This window comes from Parvibaculum sp., assembly GCF_019635935.1.
Taxonomy (GTDB): Bacteria; Pseudomonadota; Alphaproteobacteria; order Parvibaculales; family Parvibaculaceae; genus Parvibaculum.
Window position 1 is genome coordinate 1,884,277 of the sequence record NZ_JAHBYN010000001.1, and the last position, 17,775, is coordinate 1,902,051.

At 64.8% G+C, this 17,775-nt stretch carries 19 protein-coding genes; 8 read left to right on the forward strand and 11 right to left on the reverse strand.

Features of this window, described 5'->3' with window-relative positions; translation table 11 throughout:
- The first annotated feature begins 482 nt into the window (after positions 1–482).
- The gene (locus KF719_RS09400) at positions 483–881 is read left to right on the forward strand and encodes a DUF2794 domain-containing protein (RefSeq protein WP_293508458.1); all 399 of its coding nucleotides are present in this window, start codon (positions 483–485) and stop codon (positions 879–881) included.
- A gap of 71 nt (positions 882–952) precedes the next feature.
- On the opposite strand, the gene KF719_RS09405 is transcribed toward KF719_RS09400, so the two are convergent.
- From KF719_RS09405 to KF719_RS09415, 3 genes are all read right to left on the reverse strand, one after another.
- Positions 953–1,711, reverse strand: coding sequence for a Bax inhibitor-1/YccA family protein (locus KF719_RS09405; RefSeq protein ID WP_293508459.1), 759 nt, complete (start codon positions 1,709–1,711; stop codon positions 953–955).
- Positions 1,712–1,945: 234 nt separating this feature from the next.
- Positions 1,946–4,513, reverse strand: a complete 2,568-nt coding sequence (locus KF719_RS09410; protein WP_293508460.1) for an FtsX-like permease family protein — start codon at positions 4,511–4,513, stop codon at positions 1,946–1,948.
- Between the two features lie 70 nt (positions 4,514–4,583).
- Entirely contained in the window at positions 4,584–5,273 is a 690-nt protein-coding gene (locus KF719_RS09415) for an ABC transporter ATP-binding protein (protein WP_293508461.1), read from the reverse strand.
- Between the two features lie 90 nt (positions 5,274–5,363).
- Here KF719_RS09415 and KF719_RS09420 point away from each other — a divergent pair, with 90 nt between their 5' ends.
- From KF719_RS09420 to thpR, 3 genes are all read left to right on the forward strand, one after another.
- Positions 5,364–6,050: an arylesterase gene (locus KF719_RS09420; protein WP_293508462.1), complete on the forward strand. Its 687-nt coding sequence runs from the start codon at positions 5,364–5,366 to the stop codon at positions 6,048–6,050.
- 325 nt (positions 6,051–6,375) lie between these two features.
- A complete protein-coding gene (locus KF719_RS09425) occupies positions 6,376–7,416 on the forward strand; it encodes an aldo/keto reductase (protein WP_293508463.1) in 1,041 nt (346 codons plus the stop codon).
- A 7-nt stretch (positions 7,417–7,423) separates the two neighbouring features.
- On the forward strand, positions 7,424–7,990 hold the full coding sequence (gene thpR, locus KF719_RS09430) for an RNA 2',3'-cyclic phosphodiesterase (RefSeq protein WP_293508464.1): 567 nt from the start codon (positions 7,424–7,426) through the stop codon (positions 7,988–7,990).
- On the opposite strand, the gene KF719_RS09435 is transcribed toward thpR, so the two are convergent.
- Positions 7,987–8,391, reverse strand: a complete 405-nt coding sequence (locus KF719_RS09435) for a metallopeptidase family protein (protein ID WP_293508465.1) — start codon at positions 8,389–8,391, stop codon at positions 7,987–7,989. The two genes, thpR and KF719_RS09435, sit on opposite strands and share 4 nt — an antisense overlap.
- 69 nt (positions 8,392–8,460) lie before the next feature.
- Here KF719_RS09435 and KF719_RS09440 point away from each other — a divergent pair, with 69 nt between their 5' ends.
- Positions 8,461–8,766, forward strand: coding sequence for a 4a-hydroxytetrahydrobiopterin dehydratase (locus tag KF719_RS09440; RefSeq protein ID WP_293508466.1), 306 nt, complete (start codon positions 8,461–8,463; stop codon positions 8,764–8,766).
- Between the two features lie 54 nt (positions 8,767–8,820).
- Here the strand turns inward: KF719_RS09440 and KF719_RS09445 are convergent, their stop codons facing one another.
- Positions 8,821–9,603 carry an SDR family NAD(P)-dependent oxidoreductase gene (locus KF719_RS09445; protein ID WP_293508467.1) on the reverse strand — a complete coding sequence of 261 codons (783 nt, stop codon included), beginning with the start codon at positions 9,601–9,603 and terminating at the stop codon, positions 8,821–8,823.
- A gap of 234 nt (positions 9,604–9,837) precedes the next feature.
- Between KF719_RS09445 and KF719_RS09450 the strand changes: the two genes are divergently transcribed.
- Complete coding sequence (locus KF719_RS09450) at positions 9,838–10,242, forward strand: YkvA family protein (RefSeq protein WP_293508468.1); 405 nt, start codon at positions 9,838–9,840, stop codon at positions 10,240–10,242.
- 3 nt (positions 10,243–10,245) lie between these two features.
- Here the strand turns inward: KF719_RS09450 and KF719_RS09455 are convergent, their stop codons facing one another.
- The 3 genes from KF719_RS09455 to KF719_RS09465 form a co-directional block, all read right to left on the reverse strand.
- Positions 10,246–11,472 carry a serine hydrolase domain-containing protein gene (locus KF719_RS09455; protein ID WP_293508469.1) on the reverse strand — a complete coding sequence of 409 codons (1,227 nt, stop codon included), beginning with the start codon at positions 11,470–11,472 and terminating at the stop codon, positions 10,246–10,248.
- A gap of 34 nt (positions 11,473–11,506) precedes the next feature.
- Positions 11,507–12,229 (reverse strand): GDSL-type esterase/lipase family protein, encoded by a 723-nt coding sequence (locus KF719_RS09460; RefSeq protein ID WP_293508470.1) that lies wholly within the window; start codon positions 12,227–12,229, stop codon positions 11,507–11,509.
- A gap of 178 nt (positions 12,230–12,407) precedes the next feature.
- On the reverse strand, positions 12,408–13,412 hold the full coding sequence (locus tag KF719_RS09465) for an NADPH:quinone oxidoreductase family protein (RefSeq protein WP_293508471.1): 1,005 nt from the start codon (positions 13,410–13,412) through the stop codon (positions 12,408–12,410).
- 306 nt (positions 13,413–13,718) lie between these two features.
- Here KF719_RS09465 and KF719_RS09470 point away from each other — a divergent pair, with 306 nt between their 5' ends.
- Positions 13,719–14,285: a hypothetical protein gene (locus KF719_RS09470; RefSeq protein ID WP_293508472.1), complete on the forward strand. Its 567-nt coding sequence runs from the start codon at positions 13,719–13,721 to the stop codon at positions 14,283–14,285.
- A gap of 75 nt (positions 14,286–14,360) precedes the next feature.
- Positions 14,361–15,551: a 23S rRNA (adenine(2503)-C(2))-methyltransferase RlmN gene (gene rlmN, locus KF719_RS09475; RefSeq protein ID WP_293508473.1), complete on the forward strand. Its 1,191-nt coding sequence runs from the start codon at positions 14,361–14,363 to the stop codon at positions 15,549–15,551.
- A 13-nt stretch (positions 15,552–15,564) separates the two neighbouring features.
- Here the strand turns inward: rlmN and KF719_RS09480 are convergent, their stop codons facing one another.
- The 3 genes from KF719_RS09480 to KF719_RS09490 all read right to left on the reverse strand — a co-directional run bounded on the left by KF719_RS09480 (position 15,565) and on the right by KF719_RS09490 (position 17,766).
- Positions 15,565–16,152 (reverse strand): 2-hydroxychromene-2-carboxylate isomerase, encoded by a 588-nt coding sequence (locus tag KF719_RS09480; RefSeq protein WP_293508474.1) that lies wholly within the window; start codon positions 16,150–16,152, stop codon positions 15,565–15,567.
- 83 nt (positions 16,153–16,235) lie between these two features.
- Entirely contained in the window at positions 16,236–17,177 is a 942-nt protein-coding gene (locus tag KF719_RS09485) for a DUF3137 domain-containing protein (RefSeq protein WP_293508475.1), read from the reverse strand.
- 7 nt (positions 17,178–17,184) lie between these two features.
- A complete protein-coding gene (locus KF719_RS09490) occupies positions 17,185–17,766 on the reverse strand; it encodes a LemA family protein (protein ID WP_293508476.1) in 582 nt (193 codons plus the stop codon).
- Between the last annotated feature and the right edge of the window lie 9 nt (positions 17,767–17,775).

Consider the following 17,775-nt stretch of genomic DNA (forward strand, 5'->3'; position numbering starts at 1 on the left):
GGCGCCCGATTGCAAAGGCGCGGCCTGCCTCCCATGCAGGCAGTCTGTGTAGGACAGGCCGCCAAGTCCTTCAAGTGAAAGATGTTTCATCTACCGCGCGCACAAAAAGCTTGCCGTCCGGGTGGGGGAACCCGGACGGCTGGAGCTTTCACTCTTGGGACGTGCGTTGCGCTCGAAAATCCCCCGGGGGGTGGGGGAAGGGGTGGCCCGGCTCCCCCAATCTATCCCGGTGGGGCTGGGGGGCTGATGAAACCGGAACGTCGCAAGGAACCGGGCCAGTGAGGCAACGGTGCTAATCTGACGGTCCAGTGTGGCCCCGCAAGGGCTGAAAAAAGGCAATATTGTGGTTTCACAATTAATGGCCGCCATCCGAAAACCTCAAGAAAACCGCGGCAATTGCAACAATCGCATGACGCCGCGACGCGCCTTGTGCCATGCTTGAGGCTTGCTGGACCGCGCCCCCTGGAGGATCCGACGCCCGCATGACCGATCGTCCCGATTACACGGCCACGAGCGCCGGAACGGACCGCGGGCTGACGCTGGTGAGACCGGCCGCGCCTCAAAAACGGCAGCGCGAGCCTGAAATCTTCTTCGACCGTCACGAACTCGATGCGATCCTCTCTGTCTATGGCCGCATGGTCGCCGACGGCGAATGGCGCGACTATGCGATGGGCGGGTTCAAGGATGTTGCCGTCTTCTCGGTTTTCCGCCGGACCAGCGAAATGCCGCTCTACCGCATCGAGAAACGCCCGAAACTGGCGCGCAAGCAGGGCGCCTATGCGGTGGTGGCGGCGACCGGACTGATCCTGAAGCGCGGCCACGATCTGAAGCAGGTGCTGAAGGTTTTCGACAAGCGGGCGCTGCGCCTCGTTGACGCCTGAGGCGGCTGCATACAAACGAAAAGCCCCGGCATCGCTGCCGGGGCTTTGTTTTGTAGCGATGTTTCAGCGGCTTAGCTGCGCTGGCTGCCGAGGAACTGCAGCAGGAACATGAACATGTTGACGAAGTCGAGATAGAGCGAGAGTGCGCCCATCACGGCTTTCTTGCCCGAGGCGGCAACGCTGTCGCCTTCGTAATACATGCCCTTGATGCGCTGCGTGTCGTAGGCGGTGAGGCCGGCGAACACCAGAACGCCGATCACCGAGACCGCGAATTGCAGCGCCGAACTCTGCAGGAAAATGTTGACGACCATCGCGAGGATGACGCCGATGAGGCCCATGAACAGGAACGAGCCCATGCCGGTCAGATCGCGTTTTGTCGTGTAACCGTAAAGGCTTAGCGAGCCGAAGGCAGCCGCCGTCACGAAGAAGGTCGTGGTGATGCTCTCGCCCGTATAGACGAGGAAGATTGAGGACAACGAGAGGCCCATGACGCCGGCAAAGAGCCAGAATGTCGTCTGCACCGCGAAAAGGCTCATCGCCTGAACGCGGAAGCTCAGGAAGAAAATGAAGGCGAGCGGCGCCAGAATGACCACCCAGCGCAGCGGGCTCGCATAGATCGCCTGACCGAACTCGCTGAAGGCAAGGCCCGCCGGCGTTTCGACGACGGCCATGTTGTAGGCGCCCAATGCCACGAGGCCGGTGAGCGCGAGCGCCATCGCCATGTAGTTGTAAACACTGAGCATATAGCTCCGAAGGCCCTCGTCGACCGCCATGTCGGCGCGCCGCCCGAGTTCGACCTGATGGAGCCGTTCCTGATCGTAATTCGCCATGTATCTGCACCCTCCTGAGTGTGCCTGCCGTCAATATCGGCTGCGGCCTGCCGAAATTCAAGCAAAACCGGGGATCAGCACCAAGAAATGGTAACGCTTTCCGGGGCTTAGCGCCTCCCGGCCCGGCCGGAAAACCGCCGTTGTGTCATCGGTCTGTCAAAAATCTGTCACAAGCGCACTTGTCCCCGGGTTTATCCCGCAACTTGTCCCGCAACTTGTCCCCGGGGGCGTTTGTTAATCCGCCCGGAGCACCGGCGCGGCGGGGGCGGCGAGCGCCCGCCAGGTGCCGAGCAGGCCGAGCGCGACGGTGAGGATGGCGGCGGCGACGACCGTGACCGCGAGTGTGCCCGGAAGGAAGCGCCAGGGCAGGTCCATGACGAAGGTGATGACCGAGAAGGCGGCGATGGTGCCGGCGAGTGCTGCAACAAGCGCGGTCGCAAAACCGAGCAGCGCATATTCGCGGACATAGATGCCGAGAATGCGCCCCGTCGTGGCGCCGAGCACCTTGAGGACGACGGCGTCGCGGACGCGGGCCGAGAAACCGGCGGCCATCGCGCCGGCAAGAACGAGAACGCCGGCCGCCAGCGTGACCGCGCCGGTGGCGCGCACCGCCATCGCGAAATCTTCCAGGAGCTTGTTGACAGCCTGAAGCGCCTCCTTGACGCGCACCGAGGTGATGTTGGGGAAGCGCGCGGTGACCTCGCGCTCCAGCGCCTCCTCCGCCGCATTGTCGCCCTCCATCGCGACGGTGGCGAGAACCGTGTGCGGCGCGGCCGAGAGCGCGCCCGGCGAGAAGACCAGCACGAAATTGATGCCGAGCGTCGACCAGTCGATCTCGCGCGTATTGGCGATCGTCGCTTCCATTTCGCGGCCGAGCACATTGACCGAAATCCTGTCGCCGACATCGACGCCGAAGCCTTGCGCCAGTTCCTCGCCGAAGGAGACGAGCGGCGGGCCCGCATAATCCTCCGGCCACCATGTGCCCCGCACCATTGTCGAGCCCGACGGCATCGAAGCCGAATAGGTGATGCCGCGGTCGCCCCGAAGCGCCCATTGCACGTCGGGTGCAACCGTCAACTGGTCGGAAGGTACGCCATTGACCGAGGAAATCCGTCCCCGGAGCATCGGCACGCGGTTGAACGCGACGACGCCGGGGCTGGCGGTGACGATTTCCTCAAGCCCGTCGATCTGGTCGGGCTGCACATCGACGAAGAAGAAGGCGGGCGCGCGGTCGGGCAGCTCGCCCATGATCTCGCCGGTGAGATTGCCGTTGATCAGCGACACCGTGACGAGAAGCGTGAGCCCGAGCCCGAGCGAAAGCACGATGGCCGATGTCGGTGCGCCGGGGCGGTGGATATTGGCGAGCGCGAGACGCAGTTCCGGCGAACGGACGCGGGGGCTACGCGCCGCCAGCGCCATGATGCCGCGCGCGGCACCGAACAGAAGAATGAAAACACAGGCCGCGCCGCCGACGAAATAGATCGCGAAAAGACGCTCCTCGGCGAGCGCGATGGCAAGGCCTGCAAGCGCGGCGAGCGCGGCCGCCGTCGCGGCGACATAGGGCGCGCGCGGGAAACGCCGCACCGGCGCGACGAGATCGCGGAAGAGGCTCGTTGCCGGAACCTCGCGGGCGCGCGCCAGCGGCCAGATCGCGAAGGCGAGCGCCGTCAGCACACCGTAAGCGGCGGCAAGGATCAGCGGCCCCCAATAGATGCCGAGATCGGCGGGTATCGGGATCGCGGCCCCCGCCACCATTTCGACGATGAAGGGCGCGGCGCCGCCGATGACGAGGCCGATCACGATGCCGACAGCGGCAAGCGCCATCACCTGCATCAGATAGAGACGGAAAATCAATGCGCCCGGCGCGCCGAGACATTTGAAGGTGGCGATGACGGTGCGCTTGCCGTCGAGATAGGACTTGACCGCATTGGCGACGCCGACACCGCCGACGACGAGCGCGGTCAAGCCGACCAGCGAAAGAAAAAGCGCCACGCGCTGAACGAAACGCCGCACGCCCGGCGCGCTGTCGCTGCGATCCTGAATGCGCCAGCCCGCATCCGGGAAACGCTCGCCAAGCGCCGCGACCCAGCCCGCAATGCCGGCCGACGAGCGCAGCGCTTCGGGCAGTTTTACCCGGTAGAAAAAATTGACGAGGCTGCCGGGCTGCACCAGCGCCGTCGATTCGAGCGCTTCCATCGCGATCATGGCGCGGGGCCCGAGCGCAAAACCGTCGGCGACCCGGTCGGGCTCGCGCGCGATGACGGCGCGAAGCTCAAGCTCGGCCTCACCGATGCGCACCAGATCGCCGACCGCGACGCCGAGACGCGACATCAGATTGGGTTCGACGACAAGCCCCCAATGCCCGTCGCGGAAAGCCAGCGCCGCGGCGAAATCCATGGCGGGCGCGAGTTCCATTTCGCCATAAAGCGGATAGAGATTGTCGACGGCTTTCAACTCGACCAGCGTCTGGCCGCGCGCGACGCCGTTAGTGTCGCCAACGCTTCGCGCCATCGCGCGCATTTCGGCCGCCGCCGAAACCGCATTGCCGTCCGAAATCCAGGCGAGCTCCTCGGCGCTGGCCGCGCGGTGAATGAGGCGGATGGCGACATCGCCGCCGAGAATTTCCTGCCCGCCTTCGGCAAGGCCGCGCGTCAGCGCCGAAGACACGGAGCCGACACCGGCAATCGCCGCGACGCCGAGCGCGAGACAAGCGATGAAAACACGGAAGCCCTTGAGACCGCCGCGCAGCTCGCGCCGCGCGAGGCGGGCGGCGAGGAAGTAGGAGGCGGGGGTGGCGTTCATAGCGCGGCACTCCCCTGCACTTCACCTCCCCCTTGCGGGGAGGTGAGCAGATGGGCGACTGCAAATTTTCTCATGCCGCCACGCCCGCTTCGATGCTTTCCACCAGCCCGTCGCGCAGGCGGATGATGCGGTCGCAGCGCGCCGCCAGCGCCTCGTCATGGGTGATGAGGACAAGCGTCGTGCCCTTGCGCCGATGGAGATCGAACATCAGTGCGACGATTTCGGCGCCGGTCGTCTGGTCGAGATTGCCGGTCGGCTCGTCGGCGAGCAGGATTTCGGGATCGCCGGCAACCGCGCGGGCAAGCGCCACGCGCTGCTGCTCGCCGCCCGACAACTGTCCCGGATAATGCGTCAGCCGGTGGCCGAGCCCGACAAGACGAAGCTCTTCTTCCGCGCGCGCGAAGGCGTCGGCGCGGCCGGCGAACTCAAGCGGGATCGCGACGTTCTCGAGCGCCGTCATGGTAGGGATCAGATGGAAGGACTGGAAGACGATGCCGACGCGGTCGCGGCGGAAGCGCGCCAGCGCGTCCTCGCCAAGCGCGGTGAGGTCTTCGCCCGCCGCGACGATGCGGCCCGAGCTCGGCCGCTCGAGACCGGCAAGCACCATCAGCAGCGTCGACTTGCCGGAGCCGGACGGCCCGACGAGACCGGCCGCCTCGCCCTTGGCGATCGAAAGGTCGATGCCGCGCAGGATGTTGACCGGACCGGCGGCGCTGGGCAGGGTCAGGCGGACGTCTTCGAGTTCGATGATATTGGGCAAGGGGCGGGGGCTCTCTATATCTATGTTCGCGAGAAGGCGGGGGCCAGCATAGGCCGGCAGATGGCGGCAGGAAAAGAAAGACACGCGACGATGCGATATGGGCGATATGGCTTTTCGATGCGCTATTGCAAGCTTTTACCGGCGCTACTGCTGGCGGCCGCGCTTGCGATTGCGCCCTCCCTTGCGCAGGCCGCCGAGCGCGCCCTCACCATCGTGGCGCTCGGAGACAGCCTGACAGCGGGCTATCTGCTGGGACCGGACGAGGATTTTGCGACCCAGCTCGAACGGGCGCTTGCCGCCGCCGGTCACGAGAATGTGAAGATCGCCAATGCCGGCGTCTCCGGCGACACGACGGCAGGCGGCCTCGCGCGGCTCGACTGGGCGGTGGGGCCCGACGCCGATGCGGTGATCGTCGAGCTTGGCGCAAACGACGCGCTGCGCGCCATCGACCCCGAGGTGACCCGCGCCAACCTGGAGGCCATCGTGACGCGGCTGAAGGCGCGCGGGCTGCCGGTGCTACTGGCCGGTATGCTGGCGCCGCCCAATCTCGGCGGCGAATACGCAGCCGCCTTCAACCCGATCTATGCGGACCTCGCGGCCGAACACGGCCTGATCCTCTATCCCTTCTTCCTCGACGGCGTCGCCGCCGAGCGCCACCTCAATCTCGGCGACGGCATTCATCCGACGGCGGAAGGTGTCGGCGTCATCGTCGAACGGATCCTGCCGAAGGTCGAGGCGTTGATTGCGGAAGTGGGCGCGGAGGATGCGGTCAATTGAGGGGATGCCCCTGCGCATCATTGCCGGGCTTGAACGCTGATATCGCCAAATCCGCAGATGTCACCCCGGCGAAAGCCGGGGCCCAATCCACGCCAGCACTTGTTCCGCTGTACGAGAAAGCCGCATCGCTGGCGCCGGACACCCTCTCACTTGCTGAGGGAACCAATGGGCCCCGGCTTTCGCCGGGGTGACACTGAATTTATGTTTGAAGCCTCAAATCAAATCCCGACAAAAACGAGAAAGACGAAGAACAAAACCCCCGCGTGACACGCTCTGTCCCGCACTTGTATAAATCACCAGCACAAAATCGAACGGGGGGACGGCAATGGAATATCGCACGCTCGGGCGCACCGACCTGAAGGTCAGCGCGATCTGTCTGGGGACCATGACATGGGGCCAGCAGAACACCGAAGCCGAAGGCCACGAGCAGATGGACTATGCGCTGGCGCAGGGCATCAACTTTTTCGACACGTCGGAAATGTATGCGGTGCCGCCGAAGCCGGAGACGCAAGGCTCGACCGAAAGGATCATCGGTTCGTGGTTCAAGGCGCGCGGCAATCGCGACAAGGTGATCCTCGCCACCAAGGTTGCCGGCCGCAGCCCGATGACCTGGCTGCGCGACGGCGGCGAAGGCACCGAGCAGACGGAAGCGCAGATCGTGCAAGCGGTCGACAAGAGCCTGAAACGTCTGCAGACGGATTATATCGATCTCTACCAGCTTCACTGGCCCGACCGGCCGATCAATCTTTTCGGCGGCCTCGGCTACAAGCATATCGAGGGGACGACGAACCCGATCGACGAAATTCTGGCGGCGCTCGACAAGGTGGTGAAGGCGGGCAAGGTGCGTCATGTCGGGCTGTCGAACGAAACGCCCTGGGGGACGATGAAATTCCTGCATCACGCCGAAACCAAAGGCCTGCCGCGCATGCAGTCGATCCAGAACGCCTACAACCTCTTGAACCGGACCTTCGAACTTGGCGGCTCGGAAATCGCCCATCGCGACCAGGTGGGGCTGCTCGCCTATTCGCCGCTGGCGCAGGGCTATCTCTCCGGCAAATACCAGAACGGCGCGCTGCCCGAAGGCTCGCGCAAGGCGCTGTTCAACCGCTTGCAGCGCTATGAATCGCCGATGACCGACCGCGCCATAGAGGCCTATCTCGGCGTCGCGAGGAAGCACGGGCTCGACCCGTCGCAAATGGCCAACCAGTTCGTGACGACGCGGCCCTTCGTGACCTCGAACATCATCGGCGCGACGACGATGGAACAATTGAAGCTCGCGGTGACGAGCGTTGACGTGAAATGGACGGAGGAACTCGAAAAGGACATCGAGGCCGCGCATCTCACGCAGCCCAACCCGGCGCCTTGAGGGCGCGATGATCCGCCTCTTCACCGCGCTGGAAATTCCCGACGAGGCGGCGGAGAAACTCGCGCGGCTGCAACAGGGGCTCGAGGGCGCGCGCTGGATCGAGCGCGGCGATCTGCACATCACGCTGCGCTTCATCGGCGATGTGGCCGAGAATATCGCATCCGATATCGACGCGGCGCTGGCCGAAATTCCCGTTGCGCCCTTCGAGGTCGAGCTTGAAGGCGTCGGCGAATTCGGCGGCGCGCGGCCGAACGCATTATGGGCGGGCGTCAGAATGTCGGAGCCCTTGCGCGTGCTTCAGGGCCGCCACGAAAGCGCGATGCGCCGCGTCGGCCTCAAGCCCGAGACGCGGAAGTTTCACCCGCATGTGACGGTGGCGCGCCTCGGCCGCGCGGCGCCGGAGGATGTCGGGCGCTATATCGCGGCCAATAATCTTTTCGCCGCGCCGCGCTTCACGGTCGGCCGCTTCACGCTTTTTTCGGCGCGGGGCGGAACCGGCGGCGGGCCCTACGTGGCCGAGCGGCGCTATCCGGAAGATGAGTGGCCGGAAAACCTGCGCGATGGCGACGGCTAGTCGCCCGCCGCTTCCTCGATCGCATGCATGTCGTCGTCGGACAGCCCCATGTGATGTCCGATCTCATGCACCAGCACATGCGCGATCAGATGATCGAGCGGCTCGTCATATTCGGCCCAGTAGTCGAGCATCGGCCGGCGGTAGAGAAACACCATGTCGGGCATATGCGCCGGCTCCATCACCGAGCGGTCGACATGGGAAATGCCCTGATAGAGGCCGAGGAGGTCGAACGGGCTTTCAAGCTCCATTTCGGCCGCGACCTCGTCGTCAGGGAAATCCTCGACGCGGATGACAAGCCCCGCGCAGCGCGCGCGGAAACCGGCGGGCAGGCGCGCAAAGGCCGCGTCCGCCAGCGCCTCGAATTCTTCCAGTGTCGGTGCCTTGACGCCTTTCCAGTCCATCGGCTTCTCTCCTCTTGCGCGGGCAGATTAGGCGGGCGAGGCTGACGCTGCAAATTCACGGAGGCGAAGATGACGGACAAACTGACCGGCAAGGCGCGGGAGAAGGCGCTGAAGGGCCTCAAGGGCTGGACGAAGGTGAAGGGCCGCGACGCCATCGAGAAGACGTTCCGCTTCAAGGATTTCAACGAGGCCTTCGGCTTTATGAGCCGCGTGGCGCTGGTGGCCGAGAAGCTGGACCATCATCCCGAATGGGCAAACGTCTATAGCCGCGTCGAGGTGGTGCTGACGACGCATGATGCGGGCGGGCTGTCGGAAAAGGACATCAAGCTCGCCACGCTGATGGACAAATGGGCGGGCAAGGCCGGGAAGAAGTGAAACGAAAAAGCCCCGGCGTTTCCACCGGGGCTTTCGCATTGATGCGCCGAAGGATTAGCGCGGCGCCATACGGATCGCGCCGTCGAGGCGGACGGTTTCGCCATTGAAATAACCGTTGCGGATCATTTCGGTCGCGAGCGAGGCATATTCTTCCGGGTTGCCGAGACGCGCCGGGAACGGCACCTGCGCGCCGAGTGCCTGACGAACCTTTTCGGGCGCGCCGGCCAAGAGCGGCGTGTCGAAAATGCCGGGCAGGATCGTGTTGACGCGGATGCCTTCGCGGCTGAGGTCGCGCGCGATCGGCAGCGTCATGCCGACGACGCCGGCCTTCGACGCCGAATAGGCCGCCTGGCCGATCTGGCCGTCCTGCGCGGCAACCGAGCCCGTGTTGACGATGGCGCCGCGGTCGCCATCGGCGAGCGGATCGAGCGTCAGCATGCCGGCCGCCGACTTCGCGATGCAGCGGAAGGTGCCGACGAGGTTGATCTGGATAATGAGGTTGAACTTGTCGAGCGGGAAGTGCTCGGGCTTGCCCGTCTCCTTGTTGCGCGACGCGGTCTTGACCGCATTGCCGGTGCCGGCGCAGTTGACCAGGATGCGCTCCTGGCCGATCGCGGCGCGGACCTTTTCGAAGCCGGCATCGACGCTCGCTTCGTCGGTGACGTTCACTTTCGCGAAGACGCCGCCGAGTTCTTTCGCCAGCGCCTCGCCCTTGTCTTCCTGCAGATCGAAAATGCCGATCTTGACGCCTTCCTTGGCGAGGCGGCGCGCGGTCGCCGCGCCGAGGCCCGAAGCGCCGCCGGTGATGATGGCGCTGATGCCTGAATCGAGTTTCATGGGTCGTCTCCCTTGATGAACGGTCTTGCGGGGACGCGGCACTGCGCGAGGCCCGATTGGCGCCGGTTTTACAAATTTGTCGGCACTCTTGCGAGCCAAAAATCCCGTAAATGCCTTGAATGGCGGGCAATTGCGCCGCCAGCGGCCCTGACGCTACGTCGCCGCTGCTTGCAAGCAGGCCCGCAAACGCCCATCTTTTGCCGGGAGGCGGGGCACGACACAGCGGGAACGGCCATGGCCACATCGCAAGGACATACGGGAACGGACGCGGCCCTCGACCCCAACCATCAATTGCCGGCCGTGATCGCGCGCAACGAGAAGACCGTCAATGACGGCTTCTGGAAGAAGATGGCGCGCTTTGCCGGCAAGGTGCCCTTTGCCGAGGAAGCGGCATCCGCCTGGTTCTGCGCCCGCGACCCGCGCACACCGATCCGCGTCAAGGCGACGCTGCTGGCCGCACTCGCCTATTTCGTGACGCCGGCCGATCTCATTCCCGATGTCGTCGCGGTGTTCGGCTTCACCGACGATGCGGCTGTGCTGATGGCCGCGATCGGTCTGGTGTCGAGCCATATCCGCCCGAGCCACCGCAAGGCCGCGCGCGCCGCGCTCGACCTGCCGCCGGCGGAAGCGGAGAAGTAATCCTCACATCGCCCAGACGCCCGACGCGTTGGAACGATAGCCGAGCGCGGTATAGGCCGCGTCGACCAGCGCCTGACCGCGGGTGTTGAGCAGGATGCCGGCGCCCATGCGGTTCATGTTGTAGCCGAAGCTCATGCGGCATTCCGGGTCGGCAAAACCGATCGAACCGCCCATGCCGACATGGCCGAACGCCGCATCCGACATGATGCAGGAGGAGTTGGGTGCGTTCGGTTCCTTGCGATTGTCCATCGACTTCATGTAGCCGAGCGCGAAACGCGACGGGATCAGCAGTGTCGCATCTTCATGCGTCGCCATCGCGACGCGGCCCATGCGCGCCAGCGTGTCGGGCCCAACCAGCTTGCCCCCGCCATTGGCGAGCGGCGCATACATGCCGGCAAGCCCGCGGCCATTGGTGATGCCGTTCGCCGAACCGATTTCGGCGGCGTGGCATTCGCGCGAATTGAAGTCCGTGTTGCCGCTGTTCATCAGGAAGAGATGCGCCGCGCTCGAAGTGTCGGTGAGCAGCGCCTGCGTGAACTTCGAATTCGCGGCAGCGGGATCCGGCTCGGCGAAAATCATCGCCGCGATGCGCGGCTCAGTCGCTTCGGGCGTGCCGATGGTGAAGTCGAGGCCGAGCGGCTTTGCCACTTCGTCGGCAAAGAAACGGCCGAGGCGTTTGCCCGAAGCGCGATGCACCAGCTCGCCGACCGTCCACGCAAACGTGACGCCGTGATAGCCGTTGCGGATGCCGGGCTTCCAGAAAGGTTCTTCGTCGGCGAGAACTTTCACCATGTAGTCGTAATCGTAATAGGCGCCATCTTTCAGTTTGGTGCGCACATGCGGCTGGCCGGCCGAATGGTCGAGCATCATCGAAACCAGCGTCTCTTCCTTGCCGTTCTTCGCATATTCGGGCCAGTAGGCGCCGACCTTCGCATCGAGATCGAGAAGCCCGCGATCGGCCAGCATATGCGCGCACAAGGCGGTCGCGCCCTTGGTGCAGGAAAAGACGATGGAGACGGTATCCTTCTCCCATGCCGCACCGTCGCGCGCTTTCCGCCCGCCCCAGATGTCGACAACGGTCTTGCCCTCGAGCGTGATCGCGACATTGGCGCCGACCTCATCGCGCGTTTCGCAGTTTTCGATGAAGGCATCGACCACGGGCTTGAATTTCGGATCGTAGCTGCCCTCGATCTTGCCGGCCTTTGTGTCTTTCGAAAGCGTCTCGGCCATGAAGGCCTCCCTGTTTTTATGTGTATCGTGAAAACTATCGCGTCGAGCGCAAGCCGCCATAGCCGGCATCGATCAGCACCGGCCGGACGGCGGCGGTGAGAACCGCGTAGCCGCGCTCGTTGAGCGTCAGCCTGTCCCAGCGATGAAGATCGTCGCGGATATTGCCTTCCGCATCGAGCATGGCGGCGGCGGCGTCGATGAAATACATGTCGCGCTGACCGGCAACGAAATCGGCGACAAGCGCATTGGCGCGCTGCGCGCCGTACCAGCGCTCCTTGCGCGCCGGTTGCGGACGGATCGACACGAAATAGATCGGGGCGGCAAGCCCTTCGGCGCGCAGCGACAGCGCCAGCGTGCGGAAATCGTCGAGCACATCTTCCGGCCGCCGCCCATAGACGTCGGCAAGGTCGGCATCGCCCGCCATCACGACGACGGCGCGCGGATGATAAGGAAGGACGACGCGGTGGATGTAATACGTGACATGCGAAATCTGTGCGCCGCCGAAGCCGCGCTGGATGACGGGCACGGGCGCCATGTCCTCGGCAAGTCGCGGCCAGAGCCGGACATCGCGCCCGCCGACGAAAAGCACCGCGCCGGGCGGCGGCGGATTGGACACGTCGCGCCGCTCAAAGGCCGCGATTTCGCCTTCCCAGTATTTCGGGGCGCCGGAGGCGAGCAGCACATAGATCAGAAACGCGAACAGCGCGATGACGCCGATGCTGGCGAAAACGCCGAGCGTGACCAGCATGCGCCTCATGCGCGGCGCTCCGGCAAAGTGTCACCCTCCAGACCGTCATTGCGAGAAGCGCGTCGCGCGACGACCTGGCTACGCCGAAGCGAAGCTCCGGCTTCGCCAAGGCGAGAGCAATCCAGTCCGTGCCGTGTGGCTTCTGGATTGCTTCGCTGCGCTCGCAATGACGGAATCCTTTTTGGCATCAACGCGAGGGCACAAGGACGATCTTGCCCTTGACCTTGCGCGCCGCCATGTCGTTGAGCGCTTGCGCCGCTTCCTCGAACTTGTAGGTCTTCGAGACGTGCGGCTTGAGCTTGCCCTGCTTGAACCAGGTCATCAGCTCCTTGAGGTTTTCCTGATGGCGCTTCGGCTCGCGCCCGGTGAAGGCGCCCCAGAAAACGCCGACGATCTGGCAGCCTTTCAGCAATGCGAGGTTGAGCGGGATTTTGGGGATCGGGCCGGCGGCAAAACCGATGACGAGAAAACGCCCTTCCCAATTGGTGGCGCGGAGCGCCGGCTCCGAATAGTCGCCGCCGACCGGGTCGTAGACGACATCGGCGCCCTGCCCGCCGGTCAGTTCCTTGATCCGGTCGGTCAGCGCCTTCTGCGCGTCGCGGTCGAGCGCGCCTGTCGGATAAAGGAGCGTCTCGTCGGCGCCGTGATCGCGGCAGACCTGGAGCTTGTCTTCCGACGAGGCGGCTGCGATGACGCGCGCGCCCATCGCCTTGCCAAGCTCGACGGCGGCCAGCCCAACGCCGCCCGCCGCACCGAGCACCAGCAGCGATTCACCCGGCTTGATCGCCGCGCGGTCTTTCAGCGCGTGATGCGAGGTGCCATAAGTCATCAGGAAGGCCGACGCCGTGACGAAATCCATCTCGTCGGGGATCGGCGTCACGCGCGCCTCATCAAGCGCGATCTCCTCGGCAAAGCCGCCCCAGCCGCACGAGCCGATGACGCGGTCGCCGACCTTCACCTTGGTGACGCCCTCGCCGATCTTGATAACCTTGCCCGCGACCTCGCCGCCCGGCGAGAAGGGCAGCGGCGGCTTGAACTGGTATTTGTTTTCGATGATCAGCACGTCGGGGAAGTTGACGGCCGCCGCATGGACCTCGAGCAGGACTTCGCCCTTTTTGGGCTGAGGCGAGGGCACCTCCTCGATGACGAGGCTTTCGGGCGGGCCGTATTCCTTGCACAGAACGGCTTTCATGGTCGTCTCCCCCTGATTTTGCTTTGGATGGTTGATTTCCGGAAATGGCGATGCCTCTCACTTAGCACGAGCGGGGCGGCCTTCGCCAGATTGAGACCGCGCCGCTCGAACCGCGCAAGACCCGCCGCCGCCATGCTTCCGCCACAAGAATCGGTGAATTTCCGGGCCGGCCCGCCCTGTCCCGCCCGCCGGAATTCGCCCCAATTTCGGGCGGCATATCTGGAAATCGGGGCGAGGGGCCGTTATGGTCAGGCGCATCGCCGCCCGATCCCGGATAACAAGCGCAAGCAACGAGTTGAAGAGATCATGCCAAGACGCCCGCGCCTTTCCACGACCTTCGCCCGCGCCGCCGCCCTCGCTTTTGGCGCCGTCCTGCTGACGGCCGCCACATCGGGCATTGCCGCCGCACAGGAAGCCCCGAAGCTTCTCGGCAAATACGACGACTGGTCGGCCTACAGCTACGGCTCCGGCAGCGATCGCATGTGCTATGCGATGAGCGCCCCCACGCGGATGCTGCCGGCCGGCGCCAGTCGCGGCGACGTCTATTTCATGGTGACGCACCGCCCGGGCCGCAACGCACGCAACGAAATCAGCATGCGCGCCGGCTATCCCTTCAAGACCACGAGCCGCCCCTTCGCCACCATCGGGACGGACAAGTTCCAGATGTTCAACGGCACGAAGGAAGGCGGCGAACATCAGTATTGGGCCTGGCTCGAAAACCCCTCCGAGGAGGGAAAGATGGTGCAGGCGCTGAAGGCCGGAAGCTCGATGGAGATCAGGGGCACCTCGGCGCGCGACACGCTGACCACCGACACCTATTCGCTGAAGGGCTCCTCGGCCGCGCTGCGGAAGATCGACGAGACCTGCAAATAGGCGGGAAAACACCGGATTTCTGCCGGAAACGGGGGCCATTGGCCCCCGTTATGCCGTCTGTGATATGAAGCGGCCATGACGAGCCTCGACATCGCACATGAAAATCGGACGCCCGCGCCCGCCCGGAAGGCGGACGCGCGGACGCGGCTTGTCGGGCTGACGCGGCCGCAGCTCGCCGCGGCGCTGAAGGATTTCGGCATTCCCGAAAATCAGTGCCGGATGCGCGCCGGGCAGATATGGAACGGCATCTATCATCGCGGGCTGACAAGCTTCGAGGGCATGACGACGCTGTCGAAGGAACTGCGCGGCAAGCTCAACGAGGCTTTCGATCTCTCGCGGCTTGAAATCGTCACCGAACAGAAATCGGTCGACGGTACGCGCAAATGGCTGCTGCGGCTGCCGGGCGAGAAGCCGGGCGTGCCGGGGCCGGAAATCGAGACGGTCTACATTCCCGAGGAAGGACGCGGCACGCTTTGCGTGTCGAGCCAGGTCGGCTGCACGCTGACCTGCAGCTTCTGCCACACCGGCACACAGAAACTGGTGCGCAACTTGACCGCGGGCGAAATCGTCGGCCAGATCATGATTGCGCGCGACGCGCTGGGCGAATGGCCGGATGGCGGCCGCAATTCGGAAGACCGCCTGATCACCAATATCGTGCTGATGGGCATGGGCGAGCCGCTCTACAATTTCGACAATGTGCGCGATGCGCTGGAAGTCGTCTCGGACGGCGAAGGCCTGTCGCTGTCGAAGCGCCGCATCACGCTGTCGACATCGGGCGTCGTGCCGATGATCGAAAAGACGGGCGCCGAAATCGGCTGCATGCTGGCGATCTCGCTGCACGCCGTCAACGACGAGACGCGCAACAAGCTGGTGCCCTTGAACAAGAAATATCCGATCAAGGAATTGCTGGAAGCCTGCCGCAACTATCCCGGCGTCTCCAACGCGCGGCGCATCACTTTTGAATATGTGATGCTGAAAGGCGTCAACGATTCACTCGAAGACGCGAAGGCGCTGGTGCGGCTCTTGAAGCATATCCCGGCCAAGATCAATCTGATCCCCTTCAATCCCTGGCCGGGCTCGCCTTACGAATGTTCGGACTGGGAGACGATCGAAAAATTCGCCGACGTCGTCAACCGCGCCGGCTATGCAAGCCCCGTCCGCACCCCGCGCGGCCGCGACATCATGGCGGCCTGCGGACAGTTGAAGAGCGAGACGGTGAAGCAGCGCGCGAGCGAGCGGATCAGGGAAGCAAGAACGGAAGCCTGAGCCCGCGCGCCCGTCAGCGCTTCGCCCATTGAAGCGCCGCTTCGAGCCGGTCATTGCCCCAGAAAAGCTCGTCGCCGACAACGAATGACGGCGCGCCGAAGATGCCCTTTGCAATCGCCGCCTCCGTCTGCGCCTTGAGCCGCTCCTTGTGGGCGGGCTCGTTCGCGCGCGCCGTGAGCGCCGCCGCATCGAGGCCGAGTGCGGCGAGAATTTCGGCGAGCACGGCCTCGTCGGAAATGTCTTTCTGTTCGGCGAAGTTCGCGAGATAGATGCGGCGTGTAAACTCAGGCCCCCATGCCTCGTCCTGCCCGAGAAGCGCCAGCCGCGCCGCCTTGAGCCCGTTCTGCGGGAAGCGCACCGGCTCTTTCAGCGTCAGCCCGGCGTCGGCGCAAAGGCGCGCCATGTCGCGCCACATATATTTGCCCTTGGCGGGATAGATGTTGAACGGGCTGTCGTTCCAGCCCTGCGCGCCGAAAATCGGCCCGAGCAGGAAGGGCCGCCAGACAAGATCGACACCGGCCTCGGCGGCGGCCCGCTCGACGCGCATCGCGGCCAGGTAGGAATAGGTGCTCGCAAACTCGTACCAGAACTCGACCTGCATGATGCCCTCTTCTGCGCTGCACGATTATTGCCCCGTGACAGGTGGGGCGATAGCCGGCCCGGCGCAAGAGCCATTGCGAAAACTCACACCGCCGTCTGCGCGTCGAGCTTCAGCGTGGCGGCGATGTCGCCGATCAGCTGGATGTCGTCGACAAAAGCGCGGATATGATCGCCCCGCCCGAGATCGCGCCAGGGGGAGGGCTGCGCGAAATAGCCCCGCCGCCCGTCGATGGCAAGCAGCAGCTCGCCGCCCTCGAACGCCGCCTGCAGCGGCGCGCCGGTCAGTTCCGCAAGCGCGACCATGCGTTCCATGAAGGCCGGCGTCAGCAGGTAGCGCGCCTCGACCTGATCGCCGGAAAACACCTCGAACAGCTTTTCGAAACGCGGGTCCTCGAGCCGCACCCGCTCGCCCGCGACGCCCGCATGGCCGAGCGCGTTCAGCATCCCCCGGTCGGCGCGGAGGACGGTGCGGCTCGAAAAGCGCTTCGGAAAACGGAAGCGTGCAACGAGCCCCCGAAATACGAGATCGTATTCGTCGCGCTTGTCGCGCCGGACCTTGCGTTCGAGAAAGGCCTCGGCGAGTTCGAAGGGAACGCCGCGCACCTCGCCGCGCACATGGTCCTCCAGCGATTTGCGGCTGTAGGAGGGAAGCAGGTGGCAGCTTTCGAAGGCGGCGAGAAAATCCGCCGGCACATGCGGCGAATAGGCATAGCCGAAGTGATCGAAAATCTTTGCCGAAAGCTCTTCCGCGAACTTGCGGCCCCACATCAGCACCGATCCGAACGTCGCCGCCCCGGCCACCATGATCGCCACGCTGACGAAAAGCGCGAAGCCGCGCATGTCCTCGCCTTCGATCGCCTGCGCGGAAACGGCAAAGGCGACGAACCCGGCGCCGACGATCGGGACGGCGCGCCGCAAGGTGCGGCGGAAGACGGCGCGGCGCTCGATCTCCTTCTCCGCAATCCACGGCGCGATCTCGCGCGCGAAGAACGCGTCGAACCCGGAGGGTGCGTCGGCGGCCGGCATCGCGCCCTTACGACATCAGCTGGTTGACGTCGACGGGCTGGCGCGCCGCCGCGTCCTCGACCTCATAGAAGGGGAAACTCTGCACCTTGGCGAAACCGGCGACGATCGACCCCGGAAAAACCTCGACCGCATTGTTGAGCCGCGTCACCGCCGAATTGTAGAAGCGCCGCGCCGCCGCGATGTTGCCCTCGACTTCCTCGAACGCCGCCTGCGCGCGGGTGATCGTCTCGGCGGAGCGAAGCTCGGGATAGTTTTCGGCCACCGCGAAGAGCCGCATCATGCCGGTTTCGAGCGCCCGCGAGGCGTCGAGATGGGTGGCGACCGCCGCGGGATCCTCCTTTGCATAGGGTTCGGCGACCTTGGCCCTGAGCGCCGTCAGCCCCTCCAGCAACTCCTTTTCATGCGTCATGAATTTCTGCGCCAGCGCCACGACGTTGGGCAGGAGGTCGAAACGCTTGCGAAGCTGGACGTCGATGGAGCCCATCGCCTCGCGCACCTCGTTGCGGCGGGTGATCAGCGCGACATACCAGGCATAACCGCCGCCGAGAACGATCCCCAGCACGATGAGCAGGATGACCGACGAATCCATGGGAACCCC